The 17,392-nt window shown below is 47.8% G+C and carries 20 protein-coding genes; 8 read left to right on the forward strand and 12 right to left on the reverse strand.

Translation table 11 applies throughout. From position 1 onward, the window contains the following. The first annotated feature begins 7 nt into the window (after positions 1 to 7). The 8 genes from IKW96_RS09665 to IKW96_RS09700 all read left to right on the forward strand — a co-directional run bounded on the left by IKW96_RS09665 (position 8) and on the right by IKW96_RS09700 (position 4,733). The gene (locus tag IKW96_RS09665) at positions 8 to 535 is read left to right on the forward strand and encodes a YqeG family HAD IIIA-type phosphatase (RefSeq protein WP_296573797.1); all 528 of its coding nucleotides are present in this window, start codon (positions 8 to 10) and stop codon (positions 533 to 535) included. A gap of 2 nt (positions 536 to 537) precedes the next feature. After that, on the forward strand, positions 538 to 969 hold the full coding sequence (gene aroQ / locus IKW96_RS09670) for a type II 3-dehydroquinate dehydratase (RefSeq protein WP_296573799.1): 432 nt from the start codon (positions 538 to 540) through the stop codon (positions 967 to 969). Between the two features lie 10 nt (positions 970 to 979). Next, positions 980 to 2,044, forward strand: coding sequence for an aminopeptidase P family protein (locus tag IKW96_RS09675; protein WP_296573802.1), 1,065 nt, complete (start codon positions 980 to 982; stop codon positions 2,042 to 2,044). A gap of 86 nt (positions 2,045 to 2,130) precedes the next feature. Continuing rightward, on the forward strand, positions 2,131 to 2,688 hold the full coding sequence (gene efp / locus IKW96_RS09680) for an elongation factor P (protein ID WP_296573804.1): 558 nt from the start codon (positions 2,131 to 2,133) through the stop codon (positions 2,686 to 2,688). 39 nt (positions 2,689 to 2,727) lie between these two features. Continuing rightward, the gene (locus IKW96_RS09685) at positions 2,728 to 3,204 is read left to right on the forward strand and encodes a CD1247 N-terminal domain-containing protein (RefSeq protein ID WP_296573807.1); all 477 of its coding nucleotides are present in this window, start codon (positions 2,728 to 2,730) and stop codon (positions 3,202 to 3,204) included. A gap of 110 nt (positions 3,205 to 3,314) precedes the next feature. Next, a complete protein-coding gene (locus IKW96_RS09690) occupies positions 3,315 to 3,803 on the forward strand; it encodes a sigma-70 family RNA polymerase sigma factor (protein ID WP_296573809.1) in 489 nt (162 codons plus the stop codon). Then, a complete protein-coding gene (locus IKW96_RS09695; protein WP_296573812.1) occupies positions 3,800 to 4,459 on the forward strand; it encodes a zf-HC2 domain-containing protein in 660 nt (219 codons plus the stop codon). The genes IKW96_RS09690 and IKW96_RS09695 overlap by 4 nt, the downstream gene beginning before the upstream one ends. After that, positions 4,452 to 4,733: a hypothetical protein gene (locus IKW96_RS09700; protein WP_296573815.1), complete on the forward strand. Its 282-nt coding sequence runs from the start codon at positions 4,452 to 4,454 to the stop codon at positions 4,731 to 4,733. The genes IKW96_RS09695 and IKW96_RS09700 overlap by 8 nt, the downstream gene beginning before the upstream one ends. A gap of 34 nt (positions 4,734 to 4,767) precedes the next feature. Here IKW96_RS09700 and IKW96_RS09705 read toward each other — a convergent pair whose 3' ends face one another. The 12 genes from IKW96_RS09705 to rpmE form a co-directional block, all read right to left on the reverse strand. Further along, positions 4,768 to 5,337: an ANTAR domain-containing response regulator gene (locus IKW96_RS09705; protein ID WP_296573817.1), complete on the reverse strand. Its 570-nt coding sequence runs from the start codon at positions 5,335 to 5,337 to the stop codon at positions 4,768 to 4,770. 8 nt (positions 5,338 to 5,345) lie between these two features. Further along, complete coding sequence (locus IKW96_RS09710; protein WP_296573820.1) at positions 5,346 to 6,641, reverse strand: glutamine synthetase family protein; 1,296 nt, start codon at positions 6,639 to 6,641, stop codon at positions 5,346 to 5,348. A 176-nt stretch (positions 6,642 to 6,817) separates the two neighbouring features. Beyond that, entirely contained in the window at positions 6,818 to 7,354 is a 537-nt protein-coding gene (gene dcd / locus IKW96_RS09715) for a dCTP deaminase (protein ID WP_296573823.1), read from the reverse strand. Between the two features lie 45 nt (positions 7,355 to 7,399). After that, complete coding sequence (locus IKW96_RS09720; RefSeq protein ID WP_296573826.1) at positions 7,400 to 7,780, reverse strand: hypothetical protein; 381 nt, start codon at positions 7,778 to 7,780, stop codon at positions 7,400 to 7,402. Between the two features lie 76 nt (positions 7,781 to 7,856). Then, complete coding sequence (locus tag IKW96_RS09725; RefSeq protein ID WP_296573829.1) at positions 7,857 to 8,282, reverse strand: SMI1/KNR4 family protein; 426 nt, start codon at positions 8,280 to 8,282, stop codon at positions 7,857 to 7,859. A 1-nt stretch (position 8,283) separates the two neighbouring features. Then, positions 8,284 to 9,378 carry a redox-regulated ATPase YchF gene (gene ychF, locus IKW96_RS09730; RefSeq protein WP_296573832.1) on the reverse strand — a complete coding sequence of 365 codons (1,095 nt, stop codon included), beginning with the start codon at positions 9,376 to 9,378 and terminating at the stop codon, positions 8,284 to 8,286. 156 nt (positions 9,379 to 9,534) lie between these two features. After that, positions 9,535 to 12,273 (reverse strand): GGDEF domain-containing protein, encoded by a 2,739-nt coding sequence (locus IKW96_RS09735; RefSeq protein WP_296573835.1) that lies wholly within the window; start codon positions 12,271 to 12,273, stop codon positions 9,535 to 9,537. 269 nt (positions 12,274 to 12,542) lie between these two features. Beyond that, entirely contained in the window at positions 12,543 to 13,676 is a 1,134-nt protein-coding gene (gene rpoD / locus IKW96_RS09740) for an RNA polymerase sigma factor RpoD (RefSeq protein ID WP_296573838.1), read from the reverse strand. Continuing rightward, positions 13,636 to 15,372: a DNA primase gene (dnaG, locus tag IKW96_RS09745; RefSeq protein ID WP_296573843.1), complete on the reverse strand. Its 1,737-nt coding sequence runs from the start codon at positions 15,370 to 15,372 to the stop codon at positions 13,636 to 13,638. The genes rpoD and dnaG overlap by 41 nt, the downstream gene beginning before the upstream one ends. Positions 15,373 to 15,381: 9 nt before the next feature. Further along, positions 15,382 to 16,377: a deoxyguanosinetriphosphate triphosphohydrolase gene (locus tag IKW96_RS09750; protein WP_296573845.1), complete on the reverse strand. Its 996-nt coding sequence runs from the start codon at positions 16,375 to 16,377 to the stop codon at positions 15,382 to 15,384. 95 nt (positions 16,378 to 16,472) lie between these two features. Next, positions 16,473 to 17,114 (reverse strand): YigZ family protein, encoded by a 642-nt coding sequence (locus IKW96_RS09755; protein WP_296573848.1) that lies wholly within the window; start codon positions 17,112 to 17,114, stop codon positions 16,473 to 16,475. Between the two features lie 51 nt (positions 17,115 to 17,165). Beyond that, on the reverse strand, positions 17,166 to 17,369 hold the full coding sequence (rpmE, locus tag IKW96_RS09760; RefSeq protein WP_019678077.1) for a 50S ribosomal protein L31: 204 nt from the start codon (positions 17,367 to 17,369) through the stop codon (positions 17,166 to 17,168). Positions 17,370 to 17,392 lie beyond the last annotated feature (23 nt).

Raw genomic sequence — 17,392 nt, forward strand, 5'->3', positions numbered from 1 at the left:
AAACAGATTGGGATTAAAGCATAAAATTACAAGGACCGACGTGGATTTCGCATTCAGGAGGACAGTCAGTATAAGTCCTGGATTCCTGAAAAAGCATGGGATAAAAGGGCTTATCCTCGATGTGGACAACACGCTCACTACCCATGACGCTCCGGTTCCTGCCGAGGGTATACCCGAATGGCTGGAAAGCATGAAAGAAAGTGGGATAAAGCTGATAATAGTCTCAAACAACCACGATGAGCGCGTAAAGCGCTTTGCAGCACCACTCGGGCTGGATTATGTCTGTGACAGCGGAAAACCGCTGAAAAGGGGATATACGGCAGCAATGAAGAAAATGGGTCTTACCGCTGCCGAGACCGCAGCAGTCGGAGACCAGCTTTTTACCGATGTATGGGGAGCAAATCATTCACGTATCAGAATGATATTTGTGCAGCCTATGGCTCCCGAGCCGAAGAGCAAGCGCTTTATACGCTTCAAAAGAGTGCTTGAGAAGCCGTTTCTGCCCGAAAAATTTGTCGACGATGAAAAGGAGTAAATATGATAAAGAAGATACTTGTTATACATGGTCCCAACCTTAATCTGCTTGGCGAGCGCGAGCCGGGTATCTACGGAAATACAGGCATTGACGCCCTCAACAGCAATATTATCGACCGCGCAAAGGAACAGGGACTGGAGTGCGAGATATTTCAATCCAACCATGAAGGAGCTATCATTGACAAGCTCCACGCCGCAAGGACAACGTTCGACGGCGTAATAATCAACGCAGGAGCGTACACACATTACAGCTATGCAATACGCGACGCAATAGCAGCTATAAAGATACCTGTCATAGAAGTACATATCAGCAACGTTTTCGCACGTGATGAATTCCGCTCAAAGTCAGTTATAGCACCTGTCTGCAAGGGCAGCATAAGCGGCTTCGGCTTCGGAAGCTATTATCTTGCAGTCCAGGCTCTTGCGGAACTCTGAGAGGTGCGGAATGACAAGACTTGAAAGGCTGTTTGATACATATGACTGCGCGGACTGCGTACTCATCACCTCTGACATAAACCGCAGGTACTTCACGGGCATGAAGTCCTCGGCAGGAGTAGTCGCCGCGTTTCGTGACAAGGCATATCTGCTCATAGACTTCCGTTACATCGAAAAGGCGAGAGCCACAGTTACCGACGCAGAGGTCATCGAGGCGAAGAAGCTCTATCCGCAGCTCATGGAGCTGCTCAAAAAGCACGGAGCACATTCCATAGCCATAGAATCCGAGACCATGACCGTAAAGGAACTTAATGCCTATGAGCATTTTTTCAGCGAGATACACTTCATACACGACGATTCCCTGAGTACAGCCATTTCTGCACTCAGGTCTGTAAAGGACGACGAGGAACTCGAATGCATAAAGAAGGCTCAGTCCATTGCGGAAGCTGCCTTTGACGAGATACTTAAATTCATAAAAGTGGGAGTTACCGAGCGGGAGATAGCTCTTGAGCTCAACCGCCTCATGTTTGAATACGGCGCGGAGGACCTTTCCTTCGATACCATAGTCCTTTCGGGAGCTAATACATCCATGCCTCACGGCGTGCCGTCGGAAAAGAAGGTGCAGAGTGGCGAGTTCGTACTTATGGACTACGGCGCGGTATATAACGGCTATCACAGCGACATGACACGTACAGTCTGCGTCGGCGAGCCAGACGAGGAGATGCGTAAGGTATACGAAATCGTACTGAGCGCCCAGAAAGCCGCTATCGAAGCCGCAAAGGCAGGCATTATCGGCAGCGAACTCGACAGGACTGCCCGTGATATAATCGACCGTGCAGGCTACGGAAACTGTTTCGGACATTCACTCGGTCACGGCGTCGGACTTGAGATACATGAAAAGCCGAACGCTTCGCCGAATTATAAGCTGCCGCTGAATGAGGGAGCTGTTGTGACAGTTGAGCCGGGAATCTATATCGCAGGCAGGTTCGGCGTGAGAATAGAGGATTTTGTCATTTTGACTGAAAACGGCTGCAAAAACTTGACAAAAAGCGCGAAAAGTCTAATTACATTATAATAATTCATTTTAGGTATTGCAAAAAAGTCTGAAATATGGTATAATTTAGTATCATATTAATTTGAAAAAATACGGAGGTATTTATAATGATTTCAGCAGGAGATTTCAGAAACGGCGTTACCTTTGAGCTTGACGGACAGGTAGTTCAGGTTATCGAGTTCCAGCACGTTAAGCCCGGTAAGGGAGCCGCTTTTGTAAGAACTAAATACAAGAACGTTATCACAGGTTCAGTTGTTGAAACTTCTTTCAACCCTACAGCTAAGTTCCCTACAGCTTTCGTTGAGAGAAAGGATATGCAGTACAGCTACAACGACGGAGATCTTTACTACTTCATGGATCTCGAGACTTATGAGCAGGTTCCGATCAGCGCTTCTATCCTCGGCGACAGCTTCAAGTTCGTCAAGGAAGAGATGATCTGTAAGATCCTTTCATACAAGGGCAACGTATTCGGCGTTGAGCCGCCTAACTTTGTAGAGCTCAAGGTCACACAGACAGATCCCGGCTTCAAGGGCGATACAGCTACAAATGCTACAAAGCCTGCAACACTTGAGACAGGTGCTGAGATCAAGGTTCCGCTCTTCATCGACGAAGGCGAGATCATTCAGGTAGACACAAGAACAGGCGAGTATATGTCAAGAGCATAAGCTCACGCCTTTACTATAATCTGAGAGGAGGAGCTTGTTATGAAGCTTACCGAGAAAATGTCATATTTAAAGGGACTTATCGACGGTCTTGAGATCGACACTTCCACAAAGGAAGGAAAGGTTCTTGTACAGATGTCGGAAGTAATGTCCGAGCTTGTACTTTACGTAGACGATCTTCAGTCACAGGTCGATGAGCTCACAGAACTCTGCGATATCCTTGACGAGGATCTCGGACAGGTAGAGGACGACTTCTACGACTGCGACGAGTGCGACGGAGACTGTGATGAGTGCGATGATGACGACTGGGACGACGACGATTTTGATTTCGATGAGGACGACGATGAGCTTTACGAGATCACATGTCCCACCTGCGGAGACACTATTCTCCTTGACGAGGGTATGATCGAAGAGGGCTCAATGAACTGTCCTAACTGCAATGAGCTCCTTGAATTTGATTATGACGATCTTACGATCGAGGACTTCGAGGACAAGGACGAGGCTCCCGAGAAGAAGTAATTGTCACAATAAAGCCAATATACTGCGGAACGTAAAAATTCCGCAGTTTTTTATTTTTTCTGTAACGAAAGTGATATATCATAGTCTTATAGTTGAAGGCGGTGAGAAGTTTGGATAAAGTCGAAGAGCTCTACAAAGATTATTTCCATGATGTATACCTCTATATCAAATCACTGTCCGCGGACGAACATCTCGCCGAGGATATAACCCAGGAGACCTTTTTCAGGGCGCTGAAGTCCGTAAACAGTTTCCGCGGAGACTGTGATATAAGGGTATGGCTGTGTCAGATAGCGAAGAATCTGCTGTTCACACACAACAAAAAAAGCAGTCGGTTCACGGGGGAGGAAGTTCCGGAGACCGTTCCCGACTCACAGCCGATAATTGAGGATATTGTAGCCGACGGAGAGCAGAGCATGGCGATACACCGCGTGCTCCACACCCTCAGTGAGCCATACAAGGAGGTATTCACCCTGCGTATTTTCGGGGAGCTGAGCTTCCGGCAGATAGGTGAGATATTCGGTAAGACAGAAAGCTGGGCGCGAGTGTCCTTCCACCGTGCAAAGCTGAAGATAATAGAAGAACTGGAGGTACAGAAATGAAAAACTGCGATATAGTAAAGGACTTGCTGCCCCTGTATGCCGACGACGTGTGCAGCGAGGAGAGCAGAAAGGCAGTGGAGGAGCATATAAGCGGCTGCTCCGACTGTAAAGCCGAGCTTGAAAAGCTCCGAAAAAACGTCCCTGTGAGTCCGCAAAAGGACGGAGAGGTACTCAAACGTATAAAGAGACGCCTGCGAATAGAAAAGCTTGTAGTAGGTGGTATCAGTGCTGTAGTGTTTGTGTTCTTACTGTTGGGAACGCTATTCTTTCTTATTAATACGGATAAGTCTATGGACGTGGAAAAGTATAATATACCTGATAATCTTCATGTAACAATGCACGGCACTGAGCTTTATCTTGTTGTCAACGGCGAAGCAGCAGGCTTTTGGTACGTATTTCCCACTATAAGTGACACGGACGGCGATCATATGGGATACGGAACGGGCTTTGACAGTGAAAAGAAGAACGGTTACGGGATAACACTCAAACAGCGAAAAATAGACAGCTTTTCCATTACAAGAATGAGCAATCAGAAAACGGGCTGTGAGATAATGCTGTTTGATATCGAAAAGAGTGCAAAAATGGACAAATTCTTCTACTACGATGATGTAAATGATAAAGAATATATCTTATGGGAGCGTGATAAAAATGACTGAGAGAAAGTTCAATATACCGCTGATACTGCTTGCGGCAGCTTCATTTGCAATAGTCTTTTTCGGATTACCTGTTGAAGGAATGGTACTCGCGCTTATAACAATAATTATATCGGTGAAACTGCGTAAAAAGTATCTTATAAAAATACCAATAGCTGTCTGTATCGTTACTATTGCGGTCGCAGGTGCACTTATTGCATTTATGATATACACAGGCACAAAGGGCAGCTATAACAGTTACTGGTTAATGCAGCTGATATTCGGCAGAATAGAATAAAAACAGCGCGGGAGTTCAAATCTCCCGCGCTTTTCTATTCATACTGAGCAAGAATTTTCAGAGCCGTTTCGAGACGGGTCTGACGGTTGTTCATTGCCTGTTTTTCAATATATTTATGAGCCTGAGGCTCTGTGAACTTCAGGTACTTCATGAGAGTGGTCTTTGCGCGGTTGATAGTTCTCATTTCCTCGATACGACCGAGAATATCGGAGCTCTCCTTCTTTACTCCCGACATACGCACTCGTGCAGCGAGGATAAGTCGGATAGTACGCTGCAGAAGTTCTCTTGTGACAGGCTTTGTGATGACATTGACGCCGCTGTCCGAGACCCTGTCCGCGATATCGTCTGCCACATCGCTCCCGCAAATGAGAATGATACCGGCGGAGGTAGACTCCGCAATCATTTCCGCAAGCTCCTGACCGAATTCATCGGGCAAGGGCGTATTTATTATGACCAGCTCGGGCTCGGTCTCGTTTTTCACAAGCCGACGGGCCTCGCTTCCGCTTGCCGCAGAAGCTATCCTGCCGCAGCTCTCTATACGCAGCAGAAGCTCAGCGAGCTCTGCAACTTCATTATTTGATGAAACAATAAGCGCTCTTTCCATTTACGACCTCATACGAACTTGAAATAAGACGCTTCCTCGAATTTATCCTTGTCGTCTGCGAGTTCATAGTCGTGTATCTGTTTGTCGAGCTGAGCGAATATATTGCTGAGAATTTCGGGAGAAAGGGTCTGTTTTACGAAATCGCTTGTCTTTGCGGCAGCTGCAGCTTCCTCGAGAGTAGACGGAAGCGGCTGAAAGACCGAATCAGCCGTAGCGCTGTGCATAGCGCTCTCGAAGAGGGAAGAATCATTCCGCTGTATGCCTCCGATACCTGCCGCGAGAATGAGCTTGAAGGTGATATATGGGTTACAGCAGGCGTCTGCGGAGCGTATCTCCATTCGCGGAGTGATACCCACAGGCTTGGGAACTCTGATAAGCTGAGCGCAGTTCTCGGCTGACCAATTAACATATTTCGGCGCATAACCGATACCGAAGCGCTTATATGAGTTTGTGGTGCAGTTGAGAAAAGCTGTAATCTCGCGTATCTTGCTGAGAACGCCGGATATGAAGCATTTCCCCTCATGAGGCATGGCGTTGATATCTGTGCCGAAGATGTTCTCGCCACCCTTTTTGAGACTTATGGATATACTCAGAGCGCTTCCGTGTTCATTGGGGAGGGGCTTCGGCATAAAAGATGCGAAAAGACCGTTCTGAGCGGCGATAGACTTAACGACAGTTTTATAGTGTACCATATTGTCGGCAGCTGTAATGGGTTCACTTTCGCGGAACTCTATCTCGTTCTGTGCAGGTCCGTGCTTATGACATGAGCTTTTGGGACTCATGCCCATTTCCTCAAGAGAGAGGCATATCTCACGTCTTGCGTTCTCGCATTTGTCAAGAGGAGCAACATCGAGGTATCCGCCGTGGTCGTGGGGGATTTTTGTAGGCTCGCCGCGCTCGTCGAGCTCAAAGAGATAGAACTCGCATTTCGTGCCCATTTCGCAGGAATACCCGTCAAGTCGGAGCTGATTTATGTAATTTGTCAGCTCTGAACGCATATCGCCTATGTAGTCACTTCCGTCCGTGTTTTTCAGCGAGCAGAAGAAGCGGACAACTCTTCCCGACTTAGGTCTCCAGGGGAGAACGGACAGGGTAGAGATATCGGGTACGAGAAGAAGATCGGAGCAGCCCTCGGCGATACATGAAGCGTCGAAAGGTATGCCGAATTCAAATGCTCTCGGCAGCTCGTTAGGCATTATAGCCACATTTTTTAGATTGCCGAACATATCGCAGAAAGTAAGTCTTATAAATTTTACGTCGTTCTCTTCAACGAATTTCAGTATCTCTTTAGGAGAAAAGCTCATTGAAAGACCTCCAATTAAAATTTGTAGGGAGCGCCGTATTCGGCGTTCCGCCAGTCATTGCCCTTAGCCGTCAGTTGTCAGGACTAAGAGCTAAAAACTATGCAGGGGCGGTATTCAGCCGCCCGGATTTACGATGAAAACAAAAATGATAAATTGTTTGGTACGGCGTCCGTGTATTATTTACTATCCTTATCCATAAATACTCTCGAACCCGTAGCGCCCTTCTGTCCCTGATACTTTCCGCGGTAGGGATTGAGCGCACAGTCGTCCATCTGAGCGAACACCAGCTGTCCGACTCTGCGTCCGCACTGAAGCTCTATAGCGCAGCGGTTGGCATTGAACAGCTCCAGAGTGATCTCGCCTCTGAAGCCGGGATCTACCCAGCCTGCGTTCTGAATAAACAAGCCCAGCCGACCGAGGGAGCTTCTGCCCTCAACGAAAGCTGTAAGGTCATCGGGAAGCTCAAAATATTCCATAGTAGTGGCAAGAACGAACTGCCCCGGGAGTATGAGATACTTGTCCGCGGTAATGGTCTTGTACTTTATTTCGCTGTTAAGCGTTATAATGCCTGTGGGAGTATCCTCCACAACGCTGAAAGTATTGCCGAGTCTTACGTCAACGCTTGCAGGCTGTATCTGATCGTCGGTTATCGGCTCGATAACGAGGGACTTTTCCCTGAGCATTCGGGAGATAGTTTTATCGGATAATATCATAATTGAAACCTTTCAATAATTTGTATGGGACGGCGTCTGCAATTCTCAGTTTAACAGTTCGACCTTTATCTTTTCGCAGTATACCGAGAAATCAATATCCTGTTCAAATGAGTACATACGAAATCTGCAGTGCTTTTCAACGCCTGTGCCGGATAAGTCCTCTATGTCTAAACCGCCCCAGAATCCATTGAGCATATCAAAGCTTAATTCTCCGATAACGTTATACATGAAAAGCTTTATAGAATGCCGGTAATGTATATCGGTAAGTATCATTTCGACACAGCAGATGAAATCGCTGCATTCGTCGTTTAAGGAGTGCGTGTAATGCAGCTCCTCGATACGCCCGAATTGGTACCAATATTGTAATTCTTCGGGTATTCTTTCCCTGAGTATTTCAATTCCCTCAATATTGTCGGAGCTGAACATGATAATCACCTCTTATTAAACGTAACGATAATCCATATCAGGGACGGATATTATCCGCCCGTTGAATAATTATTATTCAGTTTTCAGCAATATCAATAATATAATCTAATACTTCGTAGAAGTCTGAAAACATAAGACATTCTTCGCTTATATTATTATAATCTTCATACTCATAGAAGATAAAGGACTCAAATCTTGCATCAAAGCATATATGTTGTGAATTATAGAAGCCGAGGATAAGCAATTCCTCAGGAACATTCCCGTCTGAATAGTCATAGTTTATCCTGAACTCGTCATCTACATTAACGCTGTACAAATGGCAGTCTCCGCCGAATAACTCAGCACCATTTGATAATCTCAGAAAATCTTTATAAGACTCGGGGATAATTACATTGGCAGTTTTCTCAAAAGTTTCTATCTGAGACACAGTTGCCGGAGAAGCAAATTCGGACTGCATCCAGTCGTCTTGTATAGCTTTTATGTGTTCAATACGTTCTTCCATATCACACATTAAAGCGGAACAGAACTATATCTCCGTCCTGCATAACGTACTCCTTGCCCTCAAGGCGTACAAGCCCCTTTTCCTTGGCGGCAGCCATACTTCCGCAAGCCATAAGGTCGTCGTAGGAGATTACCTCTGCACGGATAAAGCCCTTCTCGAAGTCGGTGTGTATCTTACCTGCCGCCTGAGGAGCCTTAGTGCCCTTTGTGATAGTCCATGCGCGGACCTCCTGCTTGCCTGCGGTGAGGTAGGAGATAAGTCCCAGGAGAGAATAGCCCTCCTTGATGATACGGTTGAGACCCGAAACCTCCAGACCCAGCTCGCTGAGGAACATAGCCTTGTCCTCCTCGCCCATGTCCGATATCTCAGCTTCTATCTGAGCGCATATAGGCAGTACAGCGGAGTGCTCCTCCTCTGCAAGCTTGCATACAGCCTTGTAGTTCTCGTTTGTTTCGATATTGTTGGTGAAGTCCTCCTCGCTGAGGTTAGCTGCATAGATAACGGGCTTAGCAGAAAGCAGGGGAGTAGACTTTATAAGCTCTCTCTCCTCGTCAGTGAAATCGAAGGCTCTTGCAGACTTTCCGTTTTCGAGGTGAGCCTTTAATCTCTCGAGGAACTCAGCCTCCGCAAGGTACTTCTTATCGCCCTTTGCAGCCTTTTTAGCGCGGTCGATACGTCTTTCCACCATTTCTATATCGGAGAAGATGAGTTCAAGATTGATAGTTTCGATATCGCGGAGCGGATTTATGCTTCCGTCAACGTGTATGATATTGGGGTCCTCAAAGCATCTTACAACGTGAACGATAGCGTCCACCTCGCGGATATCCGCAAGGAACTTGTTTCCGAGACCCTCGCCCTTTGAAGCTCCCTTTACGAGACCTGCAATGTCCACAAATTCGAGAGTTGCTGGAGTGAACTTATCGGGTTCATACATTTCTGCAAGCTTATCCAGCCTTTCATCGGGAACAGAAACGATACCTACGTTCTTCTCGATAGTGCAGAAGGGGTAGTTCGCGGATTCGGCACCTGCGTTCGTAAGTGCGTTGAAAAGAGTGCTTTTGCCCACATTGGGCAGACCAACCATGCCAAGCTTCATATTTATTTCTTACCTTTCTCATATGTTTCCCCACCTTTGCATTGTTCTGTACAGGGGATATACGTGTTATTGAGGGGAAACCTTTTGAAAAAGGGTTTCCCCGATAAATACGCATATTTACCCATGCAGGAACAATACAGGGCGGGGATGATTTACTTAATTATTAGCGTAGGTTGTACGCTTATTGTTGACAAGTGAAGTAACGTTGGAGTTCTGTATCTGCACGTCCCCTGTAGCAGTGCCGATATCCTTTGGATTGCCTGCATTCAGGGTCAGTGAGACCTCAGAATCGATGATAGTAACGTTTCCTGTGCCGAGGGTATCGCCGATACCTGTTACCTCGTCGCCCTCGGAGTCTATATTGATATTTGCGTTCTTGATCTTGGTATTGATATTTCCCTTTATGGCGCCTATGCAGGAGTGCTTAGCGCAGCGCATTTTCATGCTTATCCTACCCTGCTTTATGTAGATGCTGCCTTCGCCGTCTTCGAGAACGCCGATTCCGACAGCTTGAGCACCCGTACAGGACATGGTGATATCAGCGTCAGAGCTGATAGTTGAAATACCTCTGCAGCTTCCGATACCTGTTACCTTGATACCCGATATGGTGATATCAAGAGAGCAGTTTTCGCCGATGTCGATATTTGCGTCGCCGTTGAAGCTTCCGATAGCAAGACCGTTATGCGAGTACATATATATCTTTATCTTGCCCGAGCGGAGTATGATATCCGAATCGTCGTCGTTCTGACCGCCGCCGATACACAGGGCTTCAACGCTGTTTGAGATTATTTCGAGAGTACCGCCGAAGTCGATAGTGATATCGCCGTAGCCGTGGTCGTAGTCGTTTCCGATACCGATTCCTTCGGAGGCGTAGCAGTCGATAGTCAGGTTGCCCTTGCCGCCAAGCTCGAACTGTGAGCCCATAGGCACATAGATACCCGAGTAGCTGAGCTTGTTGTTCTTGACAACGTTGAGGACAAGTCTTGCATATTCGCCAACTGTGATAGTAGGTTTGCTGTTGCCGCTTATCATGTTGACATTTTTCAGCGTCAGCTCACAGCTGTGGTTATCCATAATGGAAATATTCATTTTTACCTGTTTATCGGGATCGCCCACGATAGTGAGCTTGCTCTGGTAAACGTGGATATCGGTATACTTTTCAAGTGCGAGCTTGAGAAGATCCAGCTCTGTATCGTTCTGAGCCGCATATATCTTCTTTACGCCGTCGGGACGGGTCTCGAGATTGGTCTTGATGATCTCGTCCTTGATATCAGCGGAAATGCTGTTGAGGAAGAGGGGCTTGGGCTTTGAAGTATAATAGCCCTGTACCAGATCAACGCCGAGGCGTATCACCGTTTTCAGCTCCTGAACTGTCTCAACACCCTCTGCAAGGGATTGCAGCTGATTTTCGTGGCAGAAATCGATTATGGAAGTAACGAGCTGCTGTTTTTTGAGGTCGTTGTGTATATCGCTTATGAGCGAGCGGTCTATCTTGATGAAATCAGGTGAATAGTGGAGCAGATTTGACGTATTTGAATAGCCTGCGCCGTAATCGTCGATAGCCAGCGTACAATGTGCAAAGCCGCAGCGCTTTTTCAGTGTCTCGATATTCTCGTCCGAAGCCGCAGACTGCTCTACTATCTCAATGACCGTCTTTTCAAGGAGCTCACCGTATGTGAGGTAGAGCTCGTTGAAGTCCTCGTCGGTGAGGAGATCGCTGGGCAGGCAGTTTATGAAGAGCTTGCGTTTGTCAAAAATCTGCTGATTGTCGCTGAGAAGCTTCATGGTATTGAAGAACGTGAGCTTCTCCACAGAGTACAGGTCGTTCTGAGCGGCAGCAATCTTCAGTATCTGCGTAGGAGCCATTTTTATGTCGCCCACAGTACGCATAAGAGCTTCATAACCGACTATCTCACCTGTCTGTGTCTCAACTATAGGCTGGAGATGATAGGTGAGGAGGTTTTCCTGGACTATGCGCGAGAAAGTCTGGGCATTGCGGTATGAATCCTTTTCGCGGATATAGTTCTCCTCGGAGTACCAGTTTATTACCGAGCGCTTGTCCGTTCTTGCTTCAAAGAGGGCGAACTCGGAATAGTTCACCAGCATATTGAAGTCCGAGGCTTCCTCGGGATAGGAGGCACAGCCTATGGAAAGGCTTATGCGGCTCTTGTCGGAAATGTCTATTATCTCGCCGAAGTCATCGGTGAGAGTGCAGTTCTGAACAGCCTCGCCCATACTGTTGAGGATATTGTATATGCTCATCTTGTCGCAGTCGCAGAAGAAAACGCATATCTCATAATTGGACTTTGAGCCGATTATGATAGTATCGCTGCCGAAGCTTTTCAGAGCTTCCGCAACAGATGTGATACAGCTGTTTGTATTGTCAACTGTAAGATACGAGCCGAGCTTGTCTATGCCGTTGATGAATATAGTTGCAAGGCAAGCCTGCTGAACGTCGGGGAGTATCTTTTTTATCTTCTGCGAGAATGAAGGAAACGAGGGCAGGCGTGTGATAGGGTCGTACTCCACGAATGCCTGACGGTCGCTGATATCCGAGATCTGACGTGTAAAGTCCTGGATAAATCCAAGCCATACGTCGCTGCTCTCATAAACGTTCATTTTCACGAAGCGCGATGTATTGCCGTCCGTGAACTTGTAAATATGCTTCTGTCCCTCTACAGGGTTTTTCGATATCTTTTCAAGGAGATCGAAAAACTCAAATTCGTTGATCTTTTCGCTCGGGCAGCCAAGAATGTGACAGGCGACCGTGTCAAGGTAAGCGGACTTTTCCTTTGCGATATAGGTAAAAGCACCTATATTTCCGACAAACTGCTGAAATACCTGCCAGTCGTGACTTAGCGCGGGAGGAGTTGTGCTGAAATCGAATATACTCATAATTCTCCTTATACCGAGGAAACTGCCGTGAACAGAGAAAAAGCAGTTCCGTTTCGTACCTGCGTTTAACGGTCAGCAGGAGACCGTAATAACGTGCATTTATACAATTTAATTATACTACATGAGGGCATAAATGTCAATAAAAAATAGCCTGTATGGGCGGATATTATCCGCCCGCGGCCTTAGTTTTCAGCCTGTGGGGGGCGATGCCGGAACGGACAGTAAAAAAGCCGCCAGAAATGGCGGCTTCGGAAATACTTATGTAGGTATTAGTCAAGGAAGTCCTTGACCTTTTTGCTTCTGCTCGGGTGACGGAGCTTTCTGAGGGCTTTTGCCTCTATCTGACGGATACGCTCACGGGTAACGTCAAAGCGCTGACCGACTTCCTCAAGAGTACGGGATTTGCCGTCCTCAAGGCCGAAACGGAGCTTCAACACCTTTGCTTCACGGTCTGTGAGAGTTGCAAGTACTTCGTTTAGCTGCTCCTTGAGGAGAGTATGTGAAGCTGCCTCGGCAGGTGCGGGAGCATCGTCATCAGGGATAAAGTCGCCGAGGTGGCTGTCCTCCTCCTCGCCGATAGGAGTTTCAAGGGAAACAGGGTCCTGAGCCACACGCATGATCTCACGTACCTTGTCAACGGGCATATTGAGCTTTTCAGCGATCTCCTCTGGGCTCGGGTCATGACCATTCTCGTGGAGAAGCTGGCTTGATACCTTCTTGACCTTTGTGATAGTCTCCACCATATGAACAGGTATACGGATAGTTCTTGCTTGGTCTGCGATAGCACGGGTTATAGCCTGTCTTATCCACCATGTTGCGTATGTGGAGAATTTGAAGCCCTTGGTGTAATCGAACTTTTCAACAGCCTTTATAAGACCGAGGTTGCCCTCCTGGATAAGGTCGAGGAACTGCATACCTCTGCCCACGTATTTCTTGGCTATGGAAACGACAAGACGGAGATTGGCTTCTGAAAGTCTCTTTTTAGCGTAGGGATCGCCCTTTGCCATTCTCTGTGCGAGCTCGATCTCCTCCTCGGTCGTAAGGAGCGGAACACGTCCGATCTCCTTGAGGTAGATCTTTACAGGGTCGTCGATAGCGATACCCTCAGTGGAAAGAGCCATTTCGAGGTCGTCTGTGAGGTTTGAATCGAGACCTATTTTCAGGTCTGCGTCGAGGTTCATGTCCTCAACGATCTCGATATTGAGGTTCTCGCAGTTTTCATAGAAGGAGTCGATCTGATCGACGTTGAAATCAAGCTCCTCCAGAGCGTCGGTGATCTCCTTTGTGGTGAGCCTGCCGTTAGCCTTGCCCTGTTCCATAAGGGCTTCGATGGTATTTTTCTTTTCCATTTTATTTATCCTCCTATTTGTTTTTGGAGCGGAAGAGCTCCAGCAGCTCGTCATTGCTGAGTTCCCCGTCCGATCTTGGCGTACTTTTTTTCAGTACCTCCGCACAGTCTGCCACTACGTCGAGAGTAACGGCGACTTCGCGTTTTTTTGCGGCTATTCCGCTTATTCTTCCCGTTTCTTCCGTGGAAAATTCATCGGAGAGCAGGGATATCGAAAATTTTTCTGAATTTTTCATTCTGTCCAGCAGCGCTTTGTAGACTTTTTTATTGAAAGCGGTAACAAAGCACTCCGGGGGAGCTATCTTGGCTATATCCTCGCATTCCTGAGGACGTTTCAGCAGATAGCTTATTATGGTCTCCTCGGCGCGGGCTTCCTTTTTGTTTGAAACTGCGTCGGGATTGATATCATCGCGTATGTATGAGGTTTTAGCCTTTATTGTGCGCCATTCGTTCTTTTTGGCGCTGCGGCTGTTCTTTTCGAGCATACTGTCGATATGCGTTTTCAGCACCTGCACGGGGATATCGCACTTCTTGGAGGTTCGGGAGATGTAGACCTCTCTCTCCAGCGGCGATTCTATGCCTGCAAGTATCTTTGAGGTGCGCTTCAGCAGCTCAACACGTCCTATTTCTGTGGAAAGATCAAGTCCCTCCTCGCATTTGTCCAGCATGAAGTCGTTTGCGTCGTTTGAGTCGTCGATCAGCATACGGAAGCGGTCACGCCCGAACTTTTTGATGAACTCGTCGGGGTCTTTGGCGCCCTCCATATGGAGTATCTTCGTGCGGAGCCCCACGTCTGCAAAGTGGTTTATAGCTTTCTGTGTAGCTTTCTGTCCTGCGCCGTCGCTGTCGTAGGCTACTACGACTTCCTCGGCGTAATGGCTTATGAGCCGCGCCTGATCGGGAGTTATAGCGGTTCCGAGCGTGGCGACCACGTTTTCGAAGCCTGCCTGATTTACGGCGATAACGTCCATATATCCCTCGCAGAGTATCAGCCTTTTGGCGTTTGAGTTCTTTGCGAAGTTCATGGAGAAAAGGTTTGAACCCTTGTCAAATACGGGAGTTTTTCCCGTATTCAGGTATTTCGGCTGGGAATCGTCAAGGACTCTTCCGCCGAAGCCGATTATATTGCCGCGCAGATCAATGATAGGGAACATCACTCTCTTTCGGAACATATCGAAGGTGCGTCCGTTTTTCTGACCGCCAAGCCAGGCGTCGGCTATCTCGTCATCGGTATAGCCCTTTGACCGCAGGAGGTCAGTGAGGTCATTCCAGGAGTCGGGAGCATACCCGAGCCCGTACTTTTTTATGGTCTGCGGTGTGAGTTTACGGTTTACAAGATACTGGAGCCCTGTTTTGTCGGCTCCCTTGAAAAGGTTCGTGTAGAAGTGGTTCGCGGCGATGCGGTTCATTTCGTAAATACGCGTCTTTCGCTTTGCGTAGCCGCTGTCCTTGTTTCCGTACTCGGGGACTTCCATGCCCGAGCGCTGGGCGAGAAGCTTGACAGCTTCCGAAAAATCAAGATTTTCCGCTTTCATGACGAAGGTAATCACATCTCCGCCTGCGCCGCAGCCAAAGCAGTAAAAGCTCTGAGTATCGGTGAAGATCGTACACGAGGGGGTCTTTTCCGAATGGAAAGGACAGGAGCAGACGTAATTCCGCCCTCGCCTTATGAGGTTCACATAGCCGCCCATGACTGTTTCAATGGGGTTGGCATTGCGAAGATTATACAGAAATTCGTCGTTCTGAGGCATTTTATCTCCTCACTTCCAGAATTTCGGCACGAAAAGATCAGTATAGAGACCGACTGCATATTCGTCGCTCATTCCCGAAATGTAGTCGCAGACAGCTCTGTCAGCGTCCGAATCCTTCATGATGATACGGTATTCGTCGGGGAGCTTTTTGCTGTTCTCGATGAAATATGCGTAAAGCTTTCGGATAAGGCGTTCTGCCTTGCCCTCCTCCTGCTTGGCGGTGGGGTTTGTGTAGACCTTCTCGAACATGAAGGCTTTGAGGTCGTCATGAGCCTTGCGTATATCGGGAGCGAAGTCTATATCGACTGCTCCGTGTTCGATAACGGAGGCTATGAGGGTCGTTATCCTTCTGGTCTTGGTATTACCGAGGGTAACAACGCAGTCACGGGGAAGCTCATTGGGATCGAGTATCCCTGCACGGATAGAGTCCTCTATATCGTGGTTTATGTAGGCGATAGTGTCCGCAAGACGGACGATATTGCCCTCCTTTGTGTCCGCAATCATATTGGTATGGCAGAGTATGCCGTTGCGGACCGCATATGTGAGGTTAAGTCCCTTGCCCTTTTTCTCAAGGACGTCCACGACTCTCAGGCTCTGTTCGTAGTGCTTGAAGCCGTGGGGACATATCTCGTCGAGAGTTCTTTCGCCGCAGTGTCCGAAAGGGGAGTGTCCCAGGTCGTGACCGAGGGCGATAGCTTCTGTGAGATCCTCGTTAAGACGCATACCCCTTGCGATAGTTCTTGCTATCTGCGATACCTCGAGGGTATGGGTGAGCCTTGTCCTGTAGTGGTCGCCCACAGGGGAAAGAAAAACCTGCGTCTTACGCTTCAGTCTGCGGAAGGAATTGCAGTGGAGTATGCGGTCGCGGTCGCGCTGGAATTCCGTTCTGTAAGGGCACTTGTCCTCATAGCGCTCGCGCTCCGTGCCTTTTGTATCAATGCTGGCGCAGGCGAATTTGCTGAGGATGCCTGCCTCGCTTATCTCTATCTGTTCGCGTACTGTCATACAATACTCCCCCTGACATGAAAAAATGTTTCAGGATATGCTCCTGAAAAATGCGTCTATATACTTATACTATCACGGGACAAAAAACCCTTTTTTTATTCGGAAATTTTTTTTACGGAGGAAAAATCCTCAAAAAGCTCTCCGCAGTCAGTGATATCGACAGAGCCGTTTGTGGCTTCCGTAAGCTCGTTTTTCAGCGACTCCAGCTTTTCGGAGAGCACCAGTATCTCAAGTGTCACGTCGCTGCCAAAGTCGGAATTGACCGCGATAGTGTCGAAATTCGGCAGAAGATAGGATATTTTTCCGTACATACCGTAGTCGACGGTTATCTTCAGCCGGTGACACAGGCACATATTCATGATATGGGCAGCGTCGCAGGCAAGGGAAGCCGCGTGTGAATAGGCGCGGACAAGTCCGCCGCCACCGAGGAGTATTCCCCCGAAATATCGCGTAACTACAACGCATACATCGGTGAGTCCGCGCTTTTGCAGCACGTCAAGGACGGGGACGCCGGCAGTTCCCTGAGGCTCACCGTCGTCGGAATACCTGGAAATATTGTCCCTGCGGAGTATATATGCATAAACGTTGTGCTTTGCCTTGCGGTGCTCGGCTTTTATGGAATTGATAAAGGCTACCGCTTCATCGCCTGTCTTTACGGGAGCGATATGACCTATGAACTCCGAGCGCTTTTCTATGAATGAAGCCTTTGTATTTGCGGAAATAGTGAAATAGTTCATAATAAATTAACCTTATTGACGAAAAGCCCCGTCAATGACGGGGCTTGTGACTTACTTGTCCATATTGAAACGCTTCTTGAATCTGTCAACGCGTCCGCCTGTATCAACAAGCTTCTGCTTACCAGTATAGAACGGATGGCACTTTGAGCAGATTTCAACCTTGATGTTTTCCTTTGTAGACATAGTCTCGATCACGTTACCGCAGTGGCAGGTAATTGTGGTCTTCTTGAACTCAGGATGGATTCCCTCTTTCACGATTGTCACCTCTTTCGATTTAT

Origin of the sequence: Ruminococcus sp. (genome assembly GCF_017549005.1) — a bacterium.
Classification (GTDB): Bacteria; Bacillota; Clostridia; order Oscillospirales; family Ruminococcaceae; genus Ruminococcus.

Excerpts from the sequence above, each read along its gene's own strand:
- aroQ (WP_296573799.1), top strand. The coding sequence starts at position 538 with ATGATAAAGAAGATACTTGTTATACATGGTCCCAACCTTAATCTGCTT.
- IKW96_RS09675 (WP_296573802.1), top strand. The coding sequence starts at position 980 with ATGACAAGACTTGAAAGGCTGTTTGATACATATGACTGCGCGGACTGC.
- efp (WP_296573804.1), top strand. The coding sequence starts at position 2,131 with ATGATTTCAGCAGGAGATTTCAGAAACGGCGTTACCTTTGAGCTTGAC.
- IKW96_RS09685 (WP_296573807.1), top strand. The coding sequence starts at position 2,728 with ATGAAGCTTACCGAGAAAATGTCATATTTAAAGGGACTTATCGACGGT.
- IKW96_RS09695 (WP_296573812.1), top strand. The coding sequence starts at position 3,800 with ATGAAAAACTGCGATATAGTAAAGGACTTGCTGCCCCTGTATGCCGAC.
- IKW96_RS09700 (WP_296573815.1), top strand. The coding sequence starts at position 4,452 with ATGACTGAGAGAAAGTTCAATATACCGCTGATACTGCTTGCGGCAGCT.
- IKW96_RS09705 (WP_296573817.1), bottom strand. The coding sequence starts at position 5,337 with ATGGAAAGAGCGCTTATTGTTTCATCAAATAATGAAGTTGCAGAGCTC.
- IKW96_RS09710 (WP_296573820.1), bottom strand. The coding sequence starts at position 6,641 with ATGAGCTTTTCTCCTAAAGAGATACTGAAATTCGTTGAAGAGAACGAC.
- dcd (WP_296573823.1), bottom strand. The coding sequence starts at position 7,354 with ATGATATTATCCGATAAAACTATCTCCCGAATGCTCAGGGAAAAGTCC.
- IKW96_RS09720 (WP_296573826.1), bottom strand. The coding sequence starts at position 7,780 with ATGTTCAGCTCCGACAATATTGAGGGAATTGAAATACTCAGGGAAAGA.
- IKW96_RS09725 (WP_296573829.1), bottom strand. The coding sequence starts at position 8,282 with ATGGAAGAACGTATTGAACACATAAAAGCTATACAAGACGACTGGATG.
- ychF (WP_296573832.1), bottom strand. The coding sequence starts at position 9,378 with ATGAAGCTTGGCATGGTTGGTCTGCCCAATGTGGGCAAAAGCACTCTT.
- IKW96_RS09735 (WP_296573835.1), bottom strand. The coding sequence starts at position 12,273 with ATGAGTATATTCGATTTCAGCACAACTCCTCCCGCGCTAAGTCACGAC.
- rpoD (WP_296573838.1), bottom strand. The coding sequence starts at position 13,676 with ATGACGAGCTGCTGGAGCTCTTCCGCTCCAAAAACAAATAGGAGGATA.
- dnaG (WP_296573843.1), bottom strand. The coding sequence starts at position 15,372 with ATGCCTCAGAACGACGAATTTCTGTATAATCTTCGCAATGCCAACCCC.
- IKW96_RS09750 (WP_296573845.1), bottom strand. The coding sequence starts at position 16,377 with ATGACAGTACGCGAACAGATAGAGATAAGCGAGGCAGGCATCCTCAGC.
- IKW96_RS09755 (WP_296573848.1), bottom strand. The coding sequence starts at position 17,114 with ATGAACTATTTCACTATTTCCGCAAATACAAAGGCTTCATTCATAGAA.